Annotated in this window: 21 protein-coding genes, 1 tRNA gene and 1 pseudogene; 11 read left to right on the top strand and 12 right to left on the bottom strand. The window is 67.5% G+C overall.

Annotated elements, in window-relative coordinates:
- Window positions 1-31: 31 nt before the first annotated feature.
- The 3 genes from AB0N73_RS02525 to AB0N73_RS02515 are packed head-to-tail and all read left to right on the top strand — an operon-like array spanning window position 32 to window position 2,198.
- Window positions 32-1,081 carry an LLM class flavin-dependent oxidoreductase gene (locus AB0N73_RS02525; RefSeq protein ID WP_363560027.1) on the top strand — a complete coding sequence of 350 codons (1,050 nt, stop codon included), beginning with the start codon at window positions 32-34 and terminating at the stop codon, window positions 1,079-1,081.
- Window positions 1,074-1,778: an NAD(P)-binding domain-containing protein gene (locus AB0N73_RS02520; RefSeq protein WP_363560025.1), complete on the top strand. Its 705-nt coding sequence runs from the start codon at window positions 1,074-1,076 to the stop codon at window positions 1,776-1,778. Before AB0N73_RS02525 ends, AB0N73_RS02520 begins: the two co-directional genes overlap by 8 nt.
- A gap of 54 nt (window positions 1,779-1,832) precedes the next feature.
- The gene (locus AB0N73_RS02515) at window positions 1,833-2,198 is read left to right on the top strand and encodes a DoxX family protein (RefSeq protein ID WP_363560023.1); all 366 of its coding nucleotides are present in this window, start codon (window positions 1,833-1,835) and stop codon (window positions 2,196-2,198) included.
- On the opposite strand, the gene AB0N73_RS02510 is transcribed toward AB0N73_RS02515, so the two are convergent.
- The 3 genes from AB0N73_RS02510 to AB0N73_RS02500 form a co-directional block, all read right to left on the bottom strand.
- The gene (locus tag AB0N73_RS02510; protein WP_363560021.1) at window positions 2,182-3,864 is read right to left on the bottom strand and encodes an ATP-binding protein; all 1,683 of its coding nucleotides are present in this window, start codon (window positions 3,862-3,864) and stop codon (window positions 2,182-2,184) included. The two genes, AB0N73_RS02515 and AB0N73_RS02510, sit on opposite strands and share 17 nt — an antisense overlap.
- A gap of 178 nt (window positions 3,865-4,042) precedes the next feature.
- Window positions 4,043-5,467 carry an FAD-dependent oxidoreductase gene (locus tag AB0N73_RS02505; protein ID WP_363560019.1) on the bottom strand — a complete coding sequence of 475 codons (1,425 nt, stop codon included), beginning with the start codon at window positions 5,465-5,467 and terminating at the stop codon, window positions 4,043-4,045.
- A gap of 142 nt (window positions 5,468-5,609) precedes the next feature.
- Window positions 5,610-6,554, bottom strand: coding sequence for an aldo/keto reductase (locus tag AB0N73_RS02500; RefSeq protein WP_363560017.1), 945 nt, complete (start codon window positions 6,552-6,554; stop codon window positions 5,610-5,612).
- 86 nt (window positions 6,555-6,640) lie between these two features.
- Between AB0N73_RS02500 and AB0N73_RS02495 the strand changes: the two genes are divergently transcribed.
- The 3 genes from AB0N73_RS02495 to AB0N73_RS02485 all read left to right on the top strand — a co-directional run bounded on the left by AB0N73_RS02495 (window position 6,641) and on the right by AB0N73_RS02485 (window position 8,297).
- Window positions 6,641-7,246, top strand: coding sequence for a TetR family transcriptional regulator (locus AB0N73_RS02495; RefSeq protein WP_363560015.1), 606 nt, complete (start codon window positions 6,641-6,643; stop codon window positions 7,244-7,246).
- An 83-nt stretch (window positions 7,247-7,329) separates the two neighbouring features.
- Window positions 7,330-7,986 carry a hypothetical protein gene (locus AB0N73_RS02490; protein WP_363560013.1) on the top strand — a complete coding sequence of 219 codons (657 nt, stop codon included), beginning with the start codon at window positions 7,330-7,332 and terminating at the stop codon, window positions 7,984-7,986.
- The gene (locus AB0N73_RS02485; protein ID WP_363560011.1) at window positions 7,983-8,297 is read left to right on the top strand and encodes a transcriptional regulator; all 315 of its coding nucleotides are present in this window, start codon (window positions 7,983-7,985) and stop codon (window positions 8,295-8,297) included. Before AB0N73_RS02490 ends, AB0N73_RS02485 begins: the two co-directional genes overlap by 4 nt.
- 96 nt (window positions 8,298-8,393) lie before the next feature.
- On the opposite strand, the gene AB0N73_RS02480 is transcribed toward AB0N73_RS02485, so the two are convergent.
- Window positions 8,394-8,999, bottom strand: a complete 606-nt coding sequence (locus AB0N73_RS02480) for a TetR family transcriptional regulator (RefSeq protein ID WP_363560009.1) — start codon at window positions 8,997-8,999, stop codon at window positions 8,394-8,396.
- A gap of 101 nt (window positions 9,000-9,100) precedes the next feature.
- Here AB0N73_RS02480 and AB0N73_RS02475 point away from each other — a divergent pair, with 101 nt between their 5' ends.
- Complete coding sequence (locus tag AB0N73_RS02475) at window positions 9,101-9,919, top strand: SDR family oxidoreductase (protein ID WP_363560007.1); 819 nt, start codon at window positions 9,101-9,103, stop codon at window positions 9,917-9,919.
- Window positions 9,920-10,066: 147 nt separating this feature from the next.
- Window positions 10,067-10,360 carry a hypothetical protein gene (locus tag AB0N73_RS02470; protein ID WP_363560005.1) on the top strand — a complete coding sequence of 98 codons (294 nt, stop codon included), beginning with the start codon at window positions 10,067-10,069 and terminating at the stop codon, window positions 10,358-10,360.
- A gap of 770 nt (window positions 10,361-11,130) precedes the next feature.
- Here AB0N73_RS02470 and AB0N73_RS02465 read toward each other — a convergent pair.
- The 6 genes from AB0N73_RS02465 to AB0N73_RS02440 all read right to left on the bottom strand — a co-directional run bounded on the left by AB0N73_RS02465 (window position 11,131) and on the right by AB0N73_RS02440 (window position 14,840).
- Entirely contained in the window at window positions 11,131-11,580 is a 450-nt protein-coding gene (locus AB0N73_RS02465) for a hypothetical protein (protein ID WP_363560003.1), read from the bottom strand.
- Window positions 11,581-11,905: 325 nt separating this feature from the next.
- Window positions 11,906-12,274: a hypothetical protein gene (locus AB0N73_RS02460; protein ID WP_363560001.1), complete on the bottom strand. Its 369-nt coding sequence runs from the start codon at window positions 12,272-12,274 to the stop codon at window positions 11,906-11,908.
- A gap of 335 nt (window positions 12,275-12,609) precedes the next feature.
- Complete coding sequence (locus AB0N73_RS02455) at window positions 12,610-12,969, bottom strand: hypothetical protein (protein WP_363559999.1); 360 nt, start codon at window positions 12,967-12,969, stop codon at window positions 12,610-12,612.
- Between the two features lie 105 nt (window positions 12,970-13,074).
- A complete protein-coding gene (locus tag AB0N73_RS02450) occupies window positions 13,075-13,353 on the bottom strand; it encodes a hypothetical protein (RefSeq protein ID WP_363559997.1) in 279 nt (92 codons plus the stop codon).
- Window positions 13,354-13,551: 198 nt separating this feature from the next.
- Window positions 13,552-14,526 (bottom strand): HEAT repeat domain-containing protein, encoded by a 975-nt coding sequence (locus AB0N73_RS02445; protein WP_363559995.1) that lies wholly within the window; start codon window positions 14,524-14,526, stop codon window positions 13,552-13,554.
- Window positions 14,523-14,840, bottom strand: coding sequence for a putative toxin (locus AB0N73_RS02440; RefSeq protein WP_363559993.1), 318 nt, complete (start codon window positions 14,838-14,840; stop codon window positions 14,523-14,525). Before AB0N73_RS02440 ends, AB0N73_RS02445 begins: the two co-directional genes overlap by 4 nt.
- 44 nt (window positions 14,841-14,884) lie before the next feature.
- Between AB0N73_RS02440 and AB0N73_RS02435 the strand changes: the two are divergent.
- Window positions 14,885-15,034: pseudogene (locus AB0N73_RS02435) on the top strand (site-specific integrase); the annotation flags it as partial.
- Window positions 15,035-15,224: 190 nt separating this feature from the next.
- Here AB0N73_RS02435 and AB0N73_RS02430 read toward each other — a convergent pair.
- Window positions 15,225-15,314, bottom strand: a tRNA-Ser gene (locus tag AB0N73_RS02430).
- Between the two features lie 238 nt (window positions 15,315-15,552).
- Window positions 15,553-16,407: an LLM class F420-dependent oxidoreductase gene (locus tag AB0N73_RS02425; RefSeq protein ID WP_363559991.1), complete on the bottom strand. Its 855-nt coding sequence runs from the start codon at window positions 16,405-16,407 to the stop codon at window positions 15,553-15,555.
- 163 nt (window positions 16,408-16,570) lie between these two features.
- On the opposite strand from AB0N73_RS02425, the gene AB0N73_RS02420 reads away from it, so the two are divergent.
- Window positions 16,571-17,521 (top strand): L-lactate dehydrogenase, encoded by a 951-nt coding sequence (locus tag AB0N73_RS02420; RefSeq protein WP_363559989.1) that lies wholly within the window; start codon window positions 16,571-16,573, stop codon window positions 17,519-17,521.
- A gap of 5 nt (window positions 17,522-17,526) precedes the next feature.
- On the top strand, window positions 17,527-18,267 hold the full coding sequence (locus AB0N73_RS02415; protein ID WP_363559988.1) for a creatininase family protein: 741 nt from the start codon (window positions 17,527-17,529) through the stop codon (window positions 18,265-18,267).
- The last annotated feature ends 38 nt before the right edge of the window (window positions 18,268-18,305 follow it).

Raw genomic sequence — 18,305 nt, 5'->3', positions numbered from 1 at the left:
TGATTGACCCGTCAATCATTGGAGGATTCTTGTGGATGCTGTGCCGTTCGAACTGGGGCTGAACACATTCGGCGACGTCGCGAGCGATGACGGGCGGACGATGAGCGACGCGGAGACGGTGAGGCTGTTGATCGACGAGGCCCGCCTCGCCGAGGCCGTCGGTCTCGACGTGTTCAGCGTCGGTGAGCACTATCGCGAAGGGTTCGTCGACTCGGCGACCCCGGTCATCCTGGCGGGCATCGCGACGGCCACGTCGAGGATCCGCCTGGGGTCGGCGGTGACGGTGCTCAGCACCAACGATCCGGTCCGCCTCTACAACGAGTTCTCCACGCTCGACGCGATCTCGAACGGTCGTGCGCAGATGGTCGTCGGCCGCGCATCGCAGACCCAGTCGTTCCCCCTCTTCGGATACGACCTCGCCGACTACGAAGAGCTCTTCGAGCAGAAGCTCGAGCTGTTCATGAGACTGCAGCGCGAGGAATCCGTGACATGGTCCGGGACGGTTCGCGCCCCGCTGGTCGACCAGACCCTCCATCCCACGATGCGCCCCGGCGGGATCCCGACGTGGGTCGGCGTCGGCGGCAGCCCCGAGTCGGTGATCCGGGCGGCGCGGTACGGGCTTCCGCTGATGCTCGCGATCATCGGCGGCCAACCGGAACGTTTCGCCGGCCACGTCGACCTCTACTTCCGCGCGCTCGAGCAGTTCGGGCAGCCTCGCCTGCCGGTCGGGCAGCACTCCCTCGGGTTGGTCGCCGACACCGACGAGGAAGCAGCGGAGACATGGTGGCGTTCGTGGGAGCCGATGGTGACCATGATGAGCAAGGAGCGCGGCTTCTACCCGCCCACGCGAGAACGGTACGACCTCGAGCTGAGCACCGGTGCGCTGTTCGTCGGCTCGCCCGAGACGGTGGCGCGCAAGATCGCCCGGATGGTGCGCACGCTGCACCTCAGCCGCTTCGACCTCAAGTACGACGTCTTCGGACTCCCCCGGACAGCACGCGCCCGCTCCATCGAACTGCTCGGCACGGAGGTCGCTCCCCGCGTCCGGGAACTGCTCGCGGATGCGTCCTTCCGTGGCTGAGCCGCTGCCCACGATCGGGATCCTCGGTGCGGGCAAAGTCGGGACCGTCCTCGCACGCCTGTTCCTCGCCGAGGACTTTCCGGTGCTCATCGCCGGCTCCGGCGATCCGAGCCGGATCGAGCTCATCGTCGATGTGCTCGCGCCCGGCGCGCGCGCAGCCTCCGCCGACGCCGTCTCGGCGCAGGCGGACATCGTGATCCTGGCTCTGCCCCTGGGCAAGTACACCTCGGTCAGCCCCGCCCCGCTCGAGGGCACACTCGTCATCGACGCCATGAACTACTGGTGGGAGGTCGACGGGGTGCGCGACGACCTCAACGACCCCCGCGTGTCGACCAGCGAGCTCGTGCAGCGATGGTTGCCGCGGTCTCGTGTCGTCAAAGCGTTCAACCACATGGGCTATCACGACCTCGACGAGGGCCCCCAGCCGGCCGGCTCCGCGGGACGACGGGCCATCGGCATCGCCGGTGATGACGAGGCCGACCTCGACGTGGTCGCTCGCGTCGTCGATGCGGTCGGCTTCGACCCGGTGCGCGTCGGCTCGCTCCACGACAGCATCTCGCTGCAGCCGGAGAGCGAGCTGTTCGGGGCGAACCTCGCCGCCGACCAGGTGCGCGCCGCGGCAGAGCGCTTCCCCCGCTCCGAACGCGGACGCATCGTCGCCGCAGCGCGCGCCGATCACCTCGCCGCCCGCTCCTAGATCTCCACACCGCTCCGGCAGTCCTGCCGCATCCCGACCCACGAACGGAACCTCATGACCATCGCCCTCTGGATCCTCAACGCTCTTCTCGGCTTCGCGCTGTTCGCCGCCGGCCTCATGAAGGTCGTCCGCCCGCGCGCCGCGCTCAAAGAGCGCGGGATGAACTTCGTCGACGACTTCAGCGCCGGCAGCGTCAAGGCGATCGGCGTCGCCGAAGTCCTCGGAGCCCTGGGCCTCATCCTGCCGCTCGCCACGGGAATCGCTCCTCTCCTCACCCCGATCGCGGCGGTGGCCCTCGCCGTCACGATGCTCGCCGCGGCGGCCGTGCACGTGCGCCGCACGGAGAGCCCGGTCGTCACGCTGGTCCTGGCAACCCTGCTCATCGCGAGCGCGGTGATCGGCTTCATCGTGGTGCTCTGAGCTCCGCGGATCCCTCCTCGGGCGGTGTCGCTGCCGGGCCGCCGACCGGCAGGTCGATCGTGAAGGTCGTCGGCGTTCCCGGCGCACTGTCGATGAGCACGTGCCCGTCGTGGGCGTCGACGATCGCCCGAAGATTGGTGAGCCCGAGCCCGAACCCCTGGATCTCTCGTGAGCGTGCGGAGGGCGTTCGGTAGAACCGGTCGAAGACGCGGCGCTGTTCCGCATGGCTCACGCCGGGCCCGCTGTTGCTCACGGCGATGCGCACACGACCCTCCGACTCCTGGTACCGCACGGTGACCGGGCTTCCCGGGGTGCCGAACTTCACGGCGTTGGTGATCAGCTCCGTGACCGCGATGACGAGCTGGTCGGCGTCTGCTCGCGCGTGCAGCGGTGAGGCGCCGGCGACCTCCACGGCCATCCCGTTCGCCGCCGCGGCATCCCGCGTCCGCTCGGTCGCCGTTCGGATGACGCCTTCCACATCCAGGTCGACCAGGTGCAGGGTCTTCTCACCGCCGTGGGCCTGCAGCAGCTCGCCGACGCGGGTGAACAGATCGTTGGTCTTCCTCGTGACGATCTCGACGTAGCGCTGCAGCTTCTCGTCGGCGGGATCGAGCTCGTCGGCGATGAGGTCGAGGAACCCGGTGATGCTGGTGGTCGGGGTGCGCAGCTCGTGCGACACCGTCCGGAGGAACTGCTCGCGCACCTCGACCGCGTCGGCCAGCTCCGTCACGTCGTACGCGACGATCACGGTGCCGAGCAGCTGCCCGTCGTCGCGGTACACGCGGCTGGACGACGCCATGATGGCCACCTGCTCGTCGGGAGGCCCGAGCCATTCGACATGGTCCTGGATGATCTCGCCTCGGAGCGCCCGCGGGATGATCTGCTGGTCGTAGGGGATGACGCTCACCCTGTCGGCCGCCAGGACGTTGTCGCCGGCGTAGGGCGGCTCGTCGAGTTCGAAGCCCACCATCTGCGTCATGGCGTGGGCGAGCTTGTTCGCGACGTCGAGTCGGCCCTCGTTGTCGTAGAACGCCACGCCCGCGTTCACCGTGTTCAGGATGCCCAGAGCCACCGCCTCGGTGTCCTTCGCCTCGCGGAGCGCGGCCGATTGGGCGGCGGAGGCCTCGGTGAGACGGCGAGCATTCCGGCGGAGCTGCCGGGCGGCGACGAACACGATGACGGCGACGCCGACGATGAGGGTCGGCAGCGTGACGACGTTCGCCCACTCCACCGGGGTGTCGGGCCACGCACCGACGTAGGCGAACTGGAACGAGGTGATGAATCCGGCCCCGAACACCGCGACCACCATCCCGGGCCAGGCGAACCCGTAGGCGAGCCAGAGGATCGGGAACACCGCCAGCATGGTGACGGCGGGCACGAAGGGGAACAGCTCCGCCCGCACGAGGGCGACGGCCAGAAGGTCGGCGACGGCGACGAGGATCATCCACGACGGTCGATACCGCTCCCAGGGAACGACGATCGCCGCGAGTGTGGCGACCGCGGCGATCCCGAATCCGATCAGCATGGCCGGGGTCGACAACCCCTCCGGGTGCACGATCGCGGCGATCATCGCGATGAAGAGCACGCCCAACGCGAACGGGAGCTGAGCTCGGAGGAAGACGCGGATGCGGCCGCGCCGAGTCGCTCCCTGCTCGAACAATGGCATCCGTGACCCCCTCGCATGAGCCGCCGCCCCATCTCTCGACCGGCGTCGGCACGGACGCGATGCCACCCGAGCATTTCTCGATCGGGCGTCGGCGGCGTTGCCGACTCGGCTCCCGCGTCTGTGTTCCGATCCTATTGAGGACCTGTGCGTTCGAGACGACGACGCGGGCGCCGCACCCTCACGAGTCGAAGCCGACGCCGAACAGTCCCGCCAGGCGCAGGAGCGGACCGTCCTTGCCGCCGTTCTGATCGGAGTGCGCCACGGCCCGCCGCATCCACTGGATGAGCGGGTACGCGAGCGGCTCGGGCGGGATGGGGATCGGCAGCCGGCGCGACATCCGCAGCCTCGTGCGCTCGGTCTCCGCGCCGTCCAGCAGGTCGAGCATGACGTCGGCGCCGAAGCGGGTCGCGCCCACGCCGAGCCCGGTGTAGCCGGCGCTGTAGGCGACCCGGCCGCCCTTCGCGATGCCGTGGAACGCGGTCAGCTGCGTCGACATGTCGATCGCCCCGCCCCAGGCATGCGTGAACCGGATGCCCGCGAGCGGCGGGAACGTGGCGAAGAAGTGGTCGGCGAGGCGCTGGAACGTCTCGGCGCGCTGGTCCTGAGAGGCGCGGATGCGGCGACCCCGGTGGTACACCGCGTCGTATCCGCCGAACAGGATGCGGTCGTCGGCGGTCTTGCGCAGGTAGTGGAACTCGCGCGAGGAGTCGGTGATGCCGTGGCGTCCGGTCCAGCCGATGGCGGCGAGCTGCTCCTTGGAGAGCGGTTCGGTCACCAGCACGTAGTCGTAGATCGGCACGGTGAACAGCCGCAGCGCGGGCAGCAGCGACGGGAACGCGTTCGTGGCGAGCGCGACGCGACGCGCGCGGACGTGCACGTCGCCGGCGCGCGCCGTCATCCCGTCCCCGGCGGTGCGGAGCCCCCGCACCGGAGTGTTCTCGTGGATCTCGACGCCGAGTCGCTCCGCGGCCTCGGCCAGCCCCCACGCGAGCTTCGCGGGATGCACGTAGGCGACGTCGCCGGCCTCGTACAGACCCGCGCGATACAGCGGCGAGTGCACGAACACGCCGAGGTCGTCGCGGGCGAGGAAGCGGGCGTTCTCGCCGTCGGCGGCCTCCCGCAGCCACGCGATCTGGTGCGGCTCGGTGGCCACGGTGAGCATCCCGGTCGTCTCCCATTCGGCATCGATGCCGTGGGTCTGCAACGCCTCCTGGAACGCGGCGAAGTTCTCCTCCGCCAGGCGGTCGAGCACCGGCATGTCGGCGGCGAAGTGCAGCTGACCGTTCTCCTCGCCGTGCGTGAGGGTCGCCTCGCAGAACCCTCCGTTACGACCGCTCGCCGCCCAGCCGATTCGACGGGCCTCCACCAGCACGACCCGGCGATCGGGATGCCGTTCCTTCGCCAGGAGCGCGGTCCACAGTCCGCAGAAGCCGCCGCCGACGATCAGCAGGTCGGCGGTCGTGTCGTCGGCGAGCGCCGGTCGCGGTTCCGGGCGCGCCGGATCGTCGAGCCAGAAAGGGGTGGCGGATGCACCGGCGAGCGCGGCGCGCAGCACGGCCGGATCGGCCTGCAGGTCGTGGCCGTAGGCGGTGGGCACGGTCATGGCGGCTCCTTCGCGGCGGGCGGCAGATGACTACAGTCTGCGCAGCCGGTCGCCCACCGTCCAGAGGCGGCTTCACCAGAGAGCGATGTGCGAACGGGGGCAGGGCCGACGCAGCACGCCGACCCCGCCCCCGTTCCGCACCTCAGAAGACGATGGGGCCGCCGATGCCGCCCTCGGGGGCGATCGACTCGATCCGGGCGAGGTCGCCGGCCGTCAGGCTCACATCAGCGGCACCGATGTTCTCCGCCACCCGCTCGCGGCTGCGCGAGCCGGGAATCGGGACGATGTACTCCTTCCGGGCGAGGAGCCAGGCCAGCGACAGCTGGGAGAGCGTGGCGTTCTTCTCCTCTGCCAGTGCGGTGAGCTCGTTGACGATGGCGACGTTCGCGTCGTAGTTCTCCGGCGCCCACCAGGGGACGTTGTGCCGGAAGTCGCCGGCGCCGTACTCCGAGCGGGGCTTGACCGCGCCGGTCAGGAACCCGCGGGCGAGCGGTGAGTACGCGACCAGGCCGATCCCGAATTCCTCGAGCACCGGGAAGAACGCCTCGGACTCGTGCGAGAAGACCGAGTACTCCGTCTGCAGGACGCTGATGGGGTGCACCGCGTGAGCCGCGCGGAGGTTGTCCGGGGTCGTGTTGGACATGCCCAGATACGCGACCTTGCCCGCGTCCACGAGCTCCTTCATCGCACCGATGACGTCCTCGACCGGAACGGCCGGGTCGTGCACGTGCTGGTACAGCACGTCGATGTGGTCGACGCCGAGGTTCTTCAAGCTGGCGTCGACCACGGCGCGGATGTGGTCGGGCTGCGAGTTGGGGCTGAACGCGGGCGCCTCGAAGCCGAACTTCGTGGCGATCGTCACTTCGTCGCGGATGGGGGCGAGCGCGGCGCCGAGAAGCTTCTCGCCCTGACCCCATCCGTACATCTCCGCCGTGTCGAAGTGCGTCACGCCGAGCTCGTGGGCGTGACGGATGGCGGCGATGGACGCGGTGTCGTCAGTCGGGCCGTACCCCACCGCCGTGCCCATCGCCCCGTAGCTGATCGCCGATGCCGTCAGGCCCTGCTGGCCAAGAGTGCGTGTCTGCATGATGTCCTCTCGAATACCGATCTACGACAGACTACGCCTTAATTGTCTTACTCAGACACTTACGGCGTGGGCAGTAGGATTTGGGCATGCCCGACCTTCCTCCGCGCCAGGCTCCGACGCTGCGGCAGATGACCCGCGACGCTGTGCGCGCGCGGATCGCTGACGCTGCCATCGACCTGTTCGCCGAGCACGGGTTCGATCAGGTCACCGTCGAGCAGATCGCGACGTCCGTGGGCATCTCGACGCGCAGCTTCAACCGGTACTTCCCCGCCAAGGAGGACGTCGTGATGGGCGGCGATGGGGTCGCGTGGGGCGAGCTCGTCTCCGACGCCTTCGTTGCTCGCCCGGCCGAGGAGCCGGTGTGGTCGTCGCTGCACGCCGCCTATGCGTCGATGCTCGCCACATCCACCGGTCCGCAGGACCGGCAGAAGCTCGCGATGCGCGTGCTCATCAGCGCCCCGACGCTGCGCGCACGCAACCTCGAGAAGCACCTCGCCTGGGCCCAGCTGCTCACTCCCCTCGTCGCCGCACGCCTGACCGGCGCGGATGCGGAGGTGCGCGCCGAAGCGATCGTGCAGGCCAGCCTGGCCTGCCTCGACGTCGCGCTCCTCGCCTGGGCACGCGAAGACGAGCACCGCTCACCCAGCGCGATCCTGCAGACGACCTTCGATGCGCTGTCGGCGACGGTCTGAGGCGCCCTCACTGCAGGCGGGTCAAGCCCATACCGCCGAGCACAACCATAGCTTTGCAAAGTGGTTTGTGATACAAACTTGATATGGACAACGCATCCGAGGACCGCCCGCTCGACCCCGCCGGCATGCTCGATCTTGTCGAGCGCCAACAGGACCATGTCGTGCGCAGCTCGGCGCAGCTCATCCCCTGGATACTGTTCACCTGGGCGGTGGCCTGGACCCTCGGATACATCGCCCTCTGGCTCGTCGATGGGCTCCAGCCGACCTTCTCCCTCCCGAGCGGGGTCGCTGCCGCGATCTTCTTCGGGCTGACAGCGGTGGCGATCGCCGCGTCGGCCGTGCTCGGCCCGCGGAGCGACAGAGGGGTCCAGACCACGAAGGATTCGGCGTTCACCGGCACCGTCTTCGGTGTGGCGAGCGCGGTGGCGCTGACCAGCATCTTCGTCCTCGGTGTTCAGTTGACAGCTCACGGGATGCCGCCCGAGGTCGCCGGCGTGTACTTCCCCGCGATCTACACTCTGGTCGTGGGAGTGATCTACCTGATGGCCGGGGCCGTGTGGCGTGCGGTGCCGTGCGTCGTGCTCGGCGCCATGCTCGTGGCCGTCGCCCTGGTGGCGGGCTTCTTCCCCTACCCGTCGCCGTACCTCGTGGTCGGTCTGGCCGGCGGCGGCGTCTTCCTCGGCGGCTGGGTCGTCACCCTGCTGTGGGTGCGCGGACGCGGCGGGTCCGCGCGACGATGACCGATCTCGATCCCGTCATCCACGCGCAGAACCGACTGCGCATCACCACGACGCTCGCCACACTCGAGCCCGGGGAATCGATGGCCTTCCCCCGGATGCAGGAGCTCCTCGAGATGACCGCCGGCAACCTCTCGACCCATCTGCGCAAGCTCGAAGACGTCGGATACGTCGACGTGACGAAGACCCATCAGGGCCGCACGCCGATCACCTATCTCTCCCTGACCGTGACCGGACGCCGAGCGTTCGAGGACTACACGCAGCAGCTCCGTGACCTCCTGGGCGGTGGCCTCCCGCATCGCTCCGACGGGTGAGCGGATCATCGGAATCGACATCACAGCCAGCGCTCGTACGCTTCACCCCCGCGTCATCGCGACCCGCCGTGAACCCTCGCCGGAGCGGCGAAGAGGTCAGCCGACGCGGAGAGACGCCATGGCGTTGTCGAGGTAGATCCCGAACGGCTCTTCTCGATCCGAGGCGAACCAGGCCTGTCGAGCGGCTTGCATGCACGCGAACGCCGCGCCGACGATCGCCGCGGGACGCGGATCCGAAGGATCGGACGAGCGGCCGGCGAGCCGGACGGCGACGCGACCGATGAGTAGCTCCTGGACGCGCTGCATCTTCTCCAGGTACCGGGCGTAGAGCTGGGGCGTGCTGCGAACGATCTCGTCCATGGCGTCGTTCCGGGCGCGCTGATGATCGTCCTGCACGTAATCGAGAGTGATGTCGAAGACTCGTCGCAGCGACTCCCACACGGGCTCATCGACCGGACGATCGTCCAGCGCCTCAGCCATCCGATCGGCGAACAGATCGTACTTGCCGATCACGAGGTCGTCCTTCGACGGGAAGTACCGGAAGAAGGTGCGCTTCGACATGCCGGCAGCGGCCGCGATCTGATCGACGGTGGTGCCGTCGTACCCCTGCGCGACGAACAGATCCTGCGCCACCGACGTCAGCTCGGTCTGCACGAGACGTCGTGTGCGCTCACGAATCGGCACCGGGGGTGTCTCGCTCATCCACTCATCATATCCCCAGGATGCGGAATTGACACCGAGTGACAAGATAGACATATAGTTTCCATGCGGCGTCAGAGGGGCGCCCTCATCGGAGGAGCATCATGAGCAAGGTCTGGTTCGTCACTGGTTCGTCAAAGGGATTCGGTCGCGAGTTCGTGCTCGCCGCCTTGGAGCGTGGCGACAAGGTCGCCGCGACCGCTCGCAACACCGACACCCTCAGCGACCTGGTCGAGAAGTACGGCGAAGCCCTCCTCCCCCTCCGGCTCGACGTCACCGACCGCGATCAGGTGTTCGCCGCAGTCACGAGCGCCCACGAGAACTTCGGCCGGCTGGATGTCGTCGTCAACAACGCCGGCTACGGCCTCTTCGGCACCGTCGAAGAGATCACGGAGCAGCAGCTCCGTGATCAGCTCGAGACGAACCTGTTCGGCGTGTTCAACGTCACCCAAGCGGTTCTGCCCATCCTGCGCGAGCAGGGCTCGGGGCACATCATCCAGATCTCGACCATCGGTGGCGTCGCGGCGTTCCCGAGCCTGGGTGGCTACCATGCGTCCAAGTGGGCGCTCGAAGGCCTCACCGAGTCCCTCGCCCAAGAGGTCGCCGGCTTCGGGATCAAGGTCACCCTCGTCGAGCCCGGCGGGTTCGACACCGACTGGAACGGGGCCTCATCCACCGTCGCGGATGCACTGCCGGCGTACGCGCCGCTGCACGAGGCCATGGCACAGCGCATGGCCGGAGCACCCCAGCCCAAGCCCGTCGGGTTCGGCTCGGCCATCCTCAAAGTCGTCGACGCCGAGAAAGCACCGCTGCGCGTCTTCTTCGGAGAGCAGCCCACGCAGATCGCTCCGCACATCTACCAGCAGCGCCTGGCGGAGTGGGCCGAATGGGCCCCTGTCTCCCGCGAAGCCGAGGGCAAGTAACACCTCTCATCTCCGAGGGGGCGGGCGACCGACAGCCCGCCCCCTCTCTTCGCTGGGGGCGACTGTCGACCTCGAACCGACCGCGGAGCGTAGCCGCGTGGACCCGTGCGCTCGTTGCTTGGGATGGGTAGCCTCGAAAGCGTGCTCATGGTCGGCTGGCTCGTTGCGGCTGCGGGAATCGTCCTGTTCCACGCAGCACTCACGATCACGTTGCGCGCCAATGCGACGACCCGACTCCCTTTCTACCGAAACGCCGAGATCGTTCCTCCCGGATCCGTCGTGCTGCGTTCTGTCGGCGCGGGTCTCATCGTCCTCGGGGCCGTGCTTCTCAGCACAGAGGCCTTGTACTGGCCGTTCGTCATCATCCTGGCCGGCCCGATCGCGGCGCTCGCAGTGATCACCTGGCACAACAGGAAGATCGCGGCACGACGAACTACCTGAAAGCGCTCGGGGTGATCGACGGGCCGTGTTCACCCACCCTCAGCGGCGAAGACATCATCCAGACCCCGTCCGCCGTCATCGCGCAGTGCGGGCTCCAGGTCACTCTCGACCGTCATCGCCGTCGCGCCGAGCGGCGGTTCAATCGCGACGTTCTTCGGCGGCTTCGCGAGTGAGGACGTCTCTCGCGATCCCGTCGCCAGCGGGAGTGTTCGAAAGCCATACGACAGCCCCAGGCGTGGGAATCTCATTCCCCCAGTCCCGCTCCCATCCCTCACGGATACGGGCCATCGCAGGCGTCGCGCTCAAACGCCATTCGTGAAAACCGTCGTCAAGCACATCACCCGGGACGACAAGCCCGCTCCGAAGTGCGTCCTCCACCAGGGCCAACGTTGCCTCACGAACGCTCCCTGCCGGATCCGCGCCGCGTGCCACTGACCGGGCCGCTTCGGCCAGGTAGGTCCAGTCGTCGAGTCCACGGATGAGTAGATCTTCCAGTCCGGTTCGCATTCTCATCCCCAGCTCCGCGTCAGACATCCGGGCCATCGCCGCGTCGTCACTGGATAGCCGCTCCGACTCCGGTCCTCCACTCGAGAGTAGATCTAAGCACGCACGTCACCGAAGGTAAGCGTCACCTCCCCGACTCTCACCGGAGAACTCGGCCTGACGGACGTCAGTCACCATCCAGCAGCCCACGATCCACCACCGAAAACTCAGCGCGCGGCTTCACCCACAGCGGACTAGGTGCCCCCACGTGTGGGGCGGACCCGGGGCTACTCTCTCGCCGCGTACTTTCGCAGAACGTGCTGCGCACGATGCCTTGCCTGCTGGGACGCCCACTCTGCGTGAGTGATCTCATCGAGCAGCAGCTTCTCCGCCTCATCCGGCGTCCCATCATCGAGCCAATCCAGCGCCCGCAGGACCCAGTAATCCAGGCGCGTCAATACCGCCATGCTCGCGACCAGGCCTAACGGAACCGTCGCTACGAGCGAACCCGGCGCACGATCGAGTTCCGCCTCGCGTTCAGTGAGTTCCGAGACGACACTTCGCCGAGAGCGCTCGAGGCAAGGAAGCAGCGCGATCGGATGCGCCGGATCCAACTCGCGCTTCGGCTCACTCAGGCCGCCAACGTAGAGAGAGGTACCGACGAGGCCCAGCCACGACGACTCGTCCAGCCGCAGGACCGGAGTCCATGCTGAGTCAACGGGCAGCGTCACGTCCATAGCCTTGCATCGTAGCTAGAGCACGCCCGCCCCGGCATCGCTGCCGAATGTAAACACCGGACAGACCGGGAAGGTGTCCGAAACCGATCGGATGGCTGACCTCGCGCTCTCGATAGCTGCCGGGTCGAACCTGATCGATCGGCGTCTCAAATCGAATGTCGCGCTGTCATCGAGTACGACGACCGTGTAGACACTCACCGAGAACATTCCGGCGATCACCCGTCGAGGAACCCGAATTCGCAGCGCTCGGAAAGACGTTCAAATCTCTACAGCCTGACATCCAGGACTCCCATGTCCGCGATGCCCGCCGTCGCCCCGCAACAGATCACTTGCCCCAGTCCGACGAGAGGATCTTCCCTGTCCGCCAGTCGAGAGCGACCAAGAACCCGCTCCATGTCGACGCGAACAACTCGTCGCTCCCATCGAGGGTGACGGTTGCGTAGCTTTCGACCTGCTGACCGGGCGGGAGTTCCGCGCGCCACACCACCTCTCCCAGCCCATCTACTAAGGCCAAATTGTGCTTCCGTCCGCCCGCCCCGACGGGGTTCGACAACACGAGCACCCCGTCTACCTGCGGCACCACTGCGATAAAGCGGACGTCACGACCGTCGGGTTGCACGCGGCGCCGCGGCGACCCTTCGATGAGAATCTCCAACCACCCATGGACGAGCGCGAACGCCGGAGCACCAGTCATCGGAGAACCTCTCCCGCGCCGAACGCCGACTGCGGTCCTTGGTTGAGCAGCTGCATCTGCGGCTCCCGGCCGACATTACCGAATGCCGCCCATGCCTCACCAACATGGGCTCTCGCCCCCACTGGCAGCTTGACGGAGGATGCACGAAGGAACTTCTCATTTCTCTATCCCGGAGATCCTGCAGGGAGGAAGAAAACCCTCGACCTCTGCGTAATCAGGACTCGCGGGGCTTCTCAAGTGGCGGTGACGGTGGGATTTGAACCCACCGCGGGGAGGGGCCCGTCAACAGACCGCACTGTTCACGCGACTACGCCCGGGACACCACACCTAGCCGGCTAATCACTCAAGCCGTTCCTGTGACATGTGACGTCCGCGAACCAATCCGCTGTCATCGACGCGGCGTTCCAATCCCCATCGGGTTCAAGAACACAAAGGACAGCTCGTGCGGCCCGTCCGCGCGAGGACGCCATCCCCCGCGAGGGAAGTGTGTCGACATATGCCCAAACGTCTTCCTTCGCCCGGAGAAGGTCTTCAGGCCTGCCGTGCTGCGTGAGCCAGTACCGTTCGGCAGCAAGCACCGCGCCCTGGACGGCATCTGGAATATCGATCCCTCGTAACTTGCCGAGGAGAACCATCATCAGTGCAGGCCACTCGCCGATCGTGTTCTTCTTCGCGAACGCCGTTGCCTCGGCCAACAGGTCATCTGAACTCAGTCGGTCGTTACTCCGAACTCTTCAAGCACCCGCGCGGCGTTCGCGAGAACTGAACAACGCACCCAGCGCCGTGCCGGCCCGCGCGCTTCATCGGAGCGCGAAGAACACCACGATGCCGATCACACCTGCCAGTACGGACACGCCGCCGAGGATCTGCCCCCAGAAGGTCAGCGGCCGACGCGGGTCACCCGCCTTCAAGTGCCCCCATGCCGTGTTCGCGAGGATGAAACCGAGAACACCCAAAGCGATCGACAGTGGCGGGAAGAAGAAGGCGAATGCCACGCCGAGCGCTCCCACAACGATCGCGACGATCCGGCCTGGACCCACCGCCCACGGCTGGACGACGGGGCGCCCGTCGATTCCCATCGGAGGCTTCTCGTTGCGGAGCGCGCGCCCGATGTCCTGCCGCAATGTCAACGGAGCGCTCGGACCCGACGGTGCGTCCGGTGTGTGATCCGCGCCCGCGTGACTATGTGGATGCTTCATGTTCCTGCCGCCCGTTCCAGAAGAAGACGAAGACACCGGGCCGCCAACACATCGACCCCTCACGAACGCTTCGCACGCTCACTGCTCATTTGTCCAGACGTCACAGAGGGCGACGACACTATCGGATCCCCACAAATGGACGTCGACGGTTTCCACGTCGCCGATGAACCATCCCAGGCGCACAAACCCCATGATCGTTGCGAGGTCCACGAAATCCTCGGCGTCCAGAGGCGCGTTCTCTACGACGGTGACGAGCTTGGGCCCGAGAGGCGGGATGAACTCGCCCTCAAGATGTTGCGCAAGGTACGCCGCGAAACCGGGCCAATCTGGTAAATCCAGCGAGGTCGACCACTCGCGAGAAGTGCCATCGAATGCGCGCGGACCCCGAGTGGCGAGATCAGCGTGCAGCCACTTCAATGACTCCGCGTAGTCGACATCGACTCGAGCCGGATCAGCGGTCGAGAGTTCGGCGATCTTCGACAACGCCTTGGCTGCGGCCTTTCGAGCCCAGGGACGCCTGTCGTTCAATAAGGCCTGCAGGCCCGGGCCCGCCTCTGGAGCTGGATGCTTGATCAAGGCCGAAGCGGCATGCCCATTGACAGTCGCATCCGGCAACAGACTCACGAGGACGTCCGCCGCCTCCCGTCGCTTTGATCGACCGAATCCGAGGACTAGCATCTCCCGCGCGCGTCCGTACTTCGGGTCTGCTGCGATAGTCGCAAGGTCGTCGAACCACGCATCGTCCCACGTGGCGCCGAGTGCGTCTCCGATCGCCCACCGAAGATCACTGTCGCTCGCCCCGTCGCAGGTGTGGAAGAGGGCAATGAGCGGAGCGACTGCTGCGGGCCGAGCCCACGGCACGCCTAAGGAGCGCACCACTTCCTTCAGCGAGCGCTCGTCATGAATCTCACCCAACGCTTCAATCAAGACGGCGATGGCGCTCGAATACCGCTGACCCGAGTTACGTAGTTCCGCTAGAGACCCGACCTCGTAGCCCAATGCCGCCAAGCGGGCCAGAAGTGACTGCTTGGCGATCTCGTCCGACGTGTTCACGGAAGTATCCACTTTAGGTTGAGCACCCCGGCATCGTGTGCCGCCTGGAGCGGCCCGCTCGGCTTTGTTGACTCGCGAATGTAGACGTTGAAGACGAGATTCTCCTGCTCGGCGTAGGCGGCAAAGTCCCGCAGTTGTGCAGTATACGAAAGACGTTGCGTGTTCTTGACCTCCCCGATGACGGTCTCGGTGAGCTCGTCAGGAATTCGGTAGGTGGCCGCACCGCTAGCTGATGGGATGTGTGTTGTATTTTTGTTCACCCCCGCAAGAATCTCTCCGACCCGACCCGACCCGACCCGACTCACGCACAGCATCCATGGTTTTCGCGGCTGCCGATTGCAGCTCGGGAGCAGCCTGCGCCGGCGCGAACGTGAAGGCAGTTCAACGCATGCTCGGACATGCGTCAGCGGCGGAAACACTCGACACGTACGCGGACCTGTTCGACGACGATCTCGATGGCGTCGCGCACGCTCTCGACGCAGCTCGCCACAGCGCCTTTCTCCTGTAGCAGGAGTCCGAGCCCACCCAACGTGAACAGCTGCCGCCGCAGCTTCCACAGCACCCCGCGCAACCCGGAGGCCCATCCATTAGATGAGGCCGTCGCGAACGGCTTTTCTCGTTTTTACTCACGAGCCATTCCGCGACAAGAAAGAAGCCCCGCGATCCTTGTAAAAACAAGGATCGCGGGGCTTCTCAACTGGCGGTGACGGTGGGATTTGAACCCACGGTAGGGGTGAACCTACACAACATTTCGAGTGTTGCACCTTCGGCCGCTCGGACACGTCACCGCCGAACAGCTTACGTCAGCCCGCGCCACGCCGCCAATCGGCGCCCGCGGCCCGCCGCATCCGCTCCGCGCATCGACGAAGGGAGGAGATACGGCGAGGGGAGGAGGAGAACAGCCGGATGCGTCCTCCGCTCGCTGTATCTCCTCCGCTCGGCCGCGGCCGCCTGCCGCGGGGGCATCGATCGCGCCCGCCGCCGCGCACCCGCCGCCGCGCGCCTCCGCCCCACCACAGCAGAGGGTCAGCGCACGAGGGCGGCGGCTCCCGCGATCAGGTCGACCGCGCGAGAGGGCTCGTCGATGCCGGCGGCGAAGACGTAGGTCGCCGTGAAGCCGGCCGCGGCCAACTCGTCGACGGTCGCCGCCACCGTCGCGGGGGTCGACGACGGGTTCACCGCGATCATGGCGGTCTTCTCGATCTCGTCGTAGTCGCGGCCGGCCGCGTCGCAGTGACCGCGCAGCACGTCGAGCTTGTGCGTCGGCACCCCCTCCATCGCGCCGAGGTTGCACGCGTCGGCGTATTGGGCGACGAGCTTGAGGGTCTTCTTCTCTCCCCCGCCACCGATCATCAGGTAGGGCTTCGTCACGTTCTGCGGCGAGTTGAGCGTGCGCTCGAGCTGCCAGATCGCTCCCTCGTACGGCTCTTCCGAGTCCGACCACATCTGCAGGCAGATCTGCAGCGTCTCCTCCAGCTCGCGGAACCGTTGCGCCACCGGCGGGAACGGGAAGCCGAGCCCGCGGCACTCCTCCTCGTTCCAGGCGGCTCCGATGCCGAGCCCCACCCGGCCGCCCGAGAGGACGTTCAGCGTCGAGATCTGCTTGGCCAGCAGCGAGGGGTGCCGGTAGATCACTCCGGTGACCAGCGTGTGCAGCAGCGCCTTCTCGGTGTGGGCGGCGATGAAGCCGAGCGTCGCGTACGCCTCGAGCATCTCGTGCTCGACCGGACCGATGCCCGGCAGCTGCCAGAAGTGGTCCATGACGGTGATGCGCTGGATGCCGGCTGCCTCCGCGTTCCGCACATGCGCCGCCAGCGCGGGGCCGAGCTGCGCGGCACCGCTCTTCCAGGTGAAGTCCGCGATGTGGATACCGAATTCCATGACGTCGTCCGTCCCGGACGGATGCCGCATCCGCCCTCCGGACTCAGGGTACGACCGCCCCGCCCCGCCGGGGCCGTCTGCGCGCGGATGCCGATGCGATGCCGAGCCCTTACTCCCGGAAGAAATGCGCGCGCCGCGCGAGCGCCGCTGACAGACTGGACCCATGTCTGCGATCGAGAACTCGAAACTCACTGTCGTCGGCGCGGGGAGCGTCGGATCCTCCGTGGCCTATGCCGCCCTCATCCGCGGTTCGGCCCGTCACGTCGCGCTCTACGACATCGCCACCGAGAAGACCGAGGCCGAGGTGCTCGACCTCGCGCACGGTGCGCAGTTCACCGGTTCGAGCGACATCATCGGCGGCAGCGACATCTCGGTCGTCGAGGGCTCGCACGTCGTGGTGATCACCGCCGGCGCCAAGCAGAAGCCGGGGCAGACCCGCATCGAGCTGGCCGGCGTCAACGCCAACATCATCAAGAACATGATGCCGCAGCTGCTCGAGGTCGCCCCGAACGCGATCTACGTCATCGTCACCAACCCGTGCGACGTCCTCACGGTGCTGGCGCAGGAGGCCACGGGCCTTCCGGTCGAGCGCATCTTCGCCTCGGGCACCGTGCTCGACACGTCGCGCCTGCGCTGGCAGCTCGCCCAGCGCGCCGGCGTCTCGCCCTCGAGCGTGCACGCCTACATCGCCGGCGAGCACGGCGACACCGAGTTCCCGCTGTGGTCGAGCGCCTCCATCGGCACCGTCCCCATCCTCGACTGGAAGACCGGCGGCAAGGAGCCGATGACGGTCGCCGAGCTCGACCAGGTCGCGATCGACGTGCGCGACGCCGCCTACAAGGTCATCCAGGGCAAGGGCGCGACGAACTACGCGATCGGCCTCTCGAGCGCCCGCATCGTCGAGGCGATTCTGCGCGACGAGCACGCGGTCATGCCGGTCTCGACGGTGCTGAGCGACTACCACGGCATCGACGGCGTCGCCCTCTCGGTGCCCTCGATCGTGAGCGCCTCGGGGGCCGTGCCCATCCCCGAGACCTCGTTCGACGACACCGAGCTCGAGCTGCTGCACCGCTCGGCCGACGCCCTGCGCCAGGCCGCCGCCTCGCTGCGCTGATCCGCGTGATCGAGCTCGCCTCCGCCACCTGGGAGGAGGTGCGGGACTTCCTCTCCGGGGGCTCCCGCATCGCCGTCCTGCCGTTCGGCGCGCTCGAACAGCACGGCCCGCACCTGCCGTTGGCGACCGACACCCTGCAGGCGGATGCGGTGGCGCGGGGCCTCGCCGACGTGCTCGAGGCCGCGCTGCTGCCCGCGATCCCGCTCGGCAACACATGGAGCAACGACGCGCTGCCCGGCACCGTGTCGATCAGCGCCGACACCGTCACCGCCGTGTGCAGCGACGTCGCGGGATCGCTCGAGCGCGCCGGGTACGCCCTGCTCGTCGTGGTGAACGGCGACTTCGGCAATCGCCTGCCACTGCAGCGCGCCGCCGAAGCCTCGGCCGCCCGCGGCGGACTGCCGGTCGTGGTGCTCGACTACCCCGGCCTCGTCGAGATCGGCGATGCGGTGAAGGAGTCGCCCTGGGCCGCACCCGGGCTGTGTCACGCCGACGAGCTCGAGACCTCGATGGTGCTCGCGGTCGCGCCCGCGCTCGTGCACACCGACCGGATGGCGCCGGCCTACCCCGAGCTGCCGGCCGACTTCGGGCTGCGCCAGATGGCACTCGCCCCGCTCTCGCCGACCGGGGTGTTCGGCGATCCACGTCCGGCGACCGCCGAGAAGGGCGAGCGGATCATCGCGCACGTCGTCGCCGAGAGCGCGGCCGTCGTCCGGCGCGTGCTCACGGGGCTCGGCATCGTCTGACCCCAGACCATGTCCCACTTTTCCCCGCCTGAGCGGCC

The sequence above is a fragment of the Microbacterium sp. NPDC089189 genome (genome assembly GCF_040685095.1).
Taxonomy (GTDB): domain Bacteria; phylum Actinomycetota; class Actinomycetes; order Actinomycetales; family Microbacteriaceae; genus Microbacterium.
Note: the sequence above shows the minus strand (reverse complement) of the source record. Positions and strands in the feature narration are given on the sequence as shown.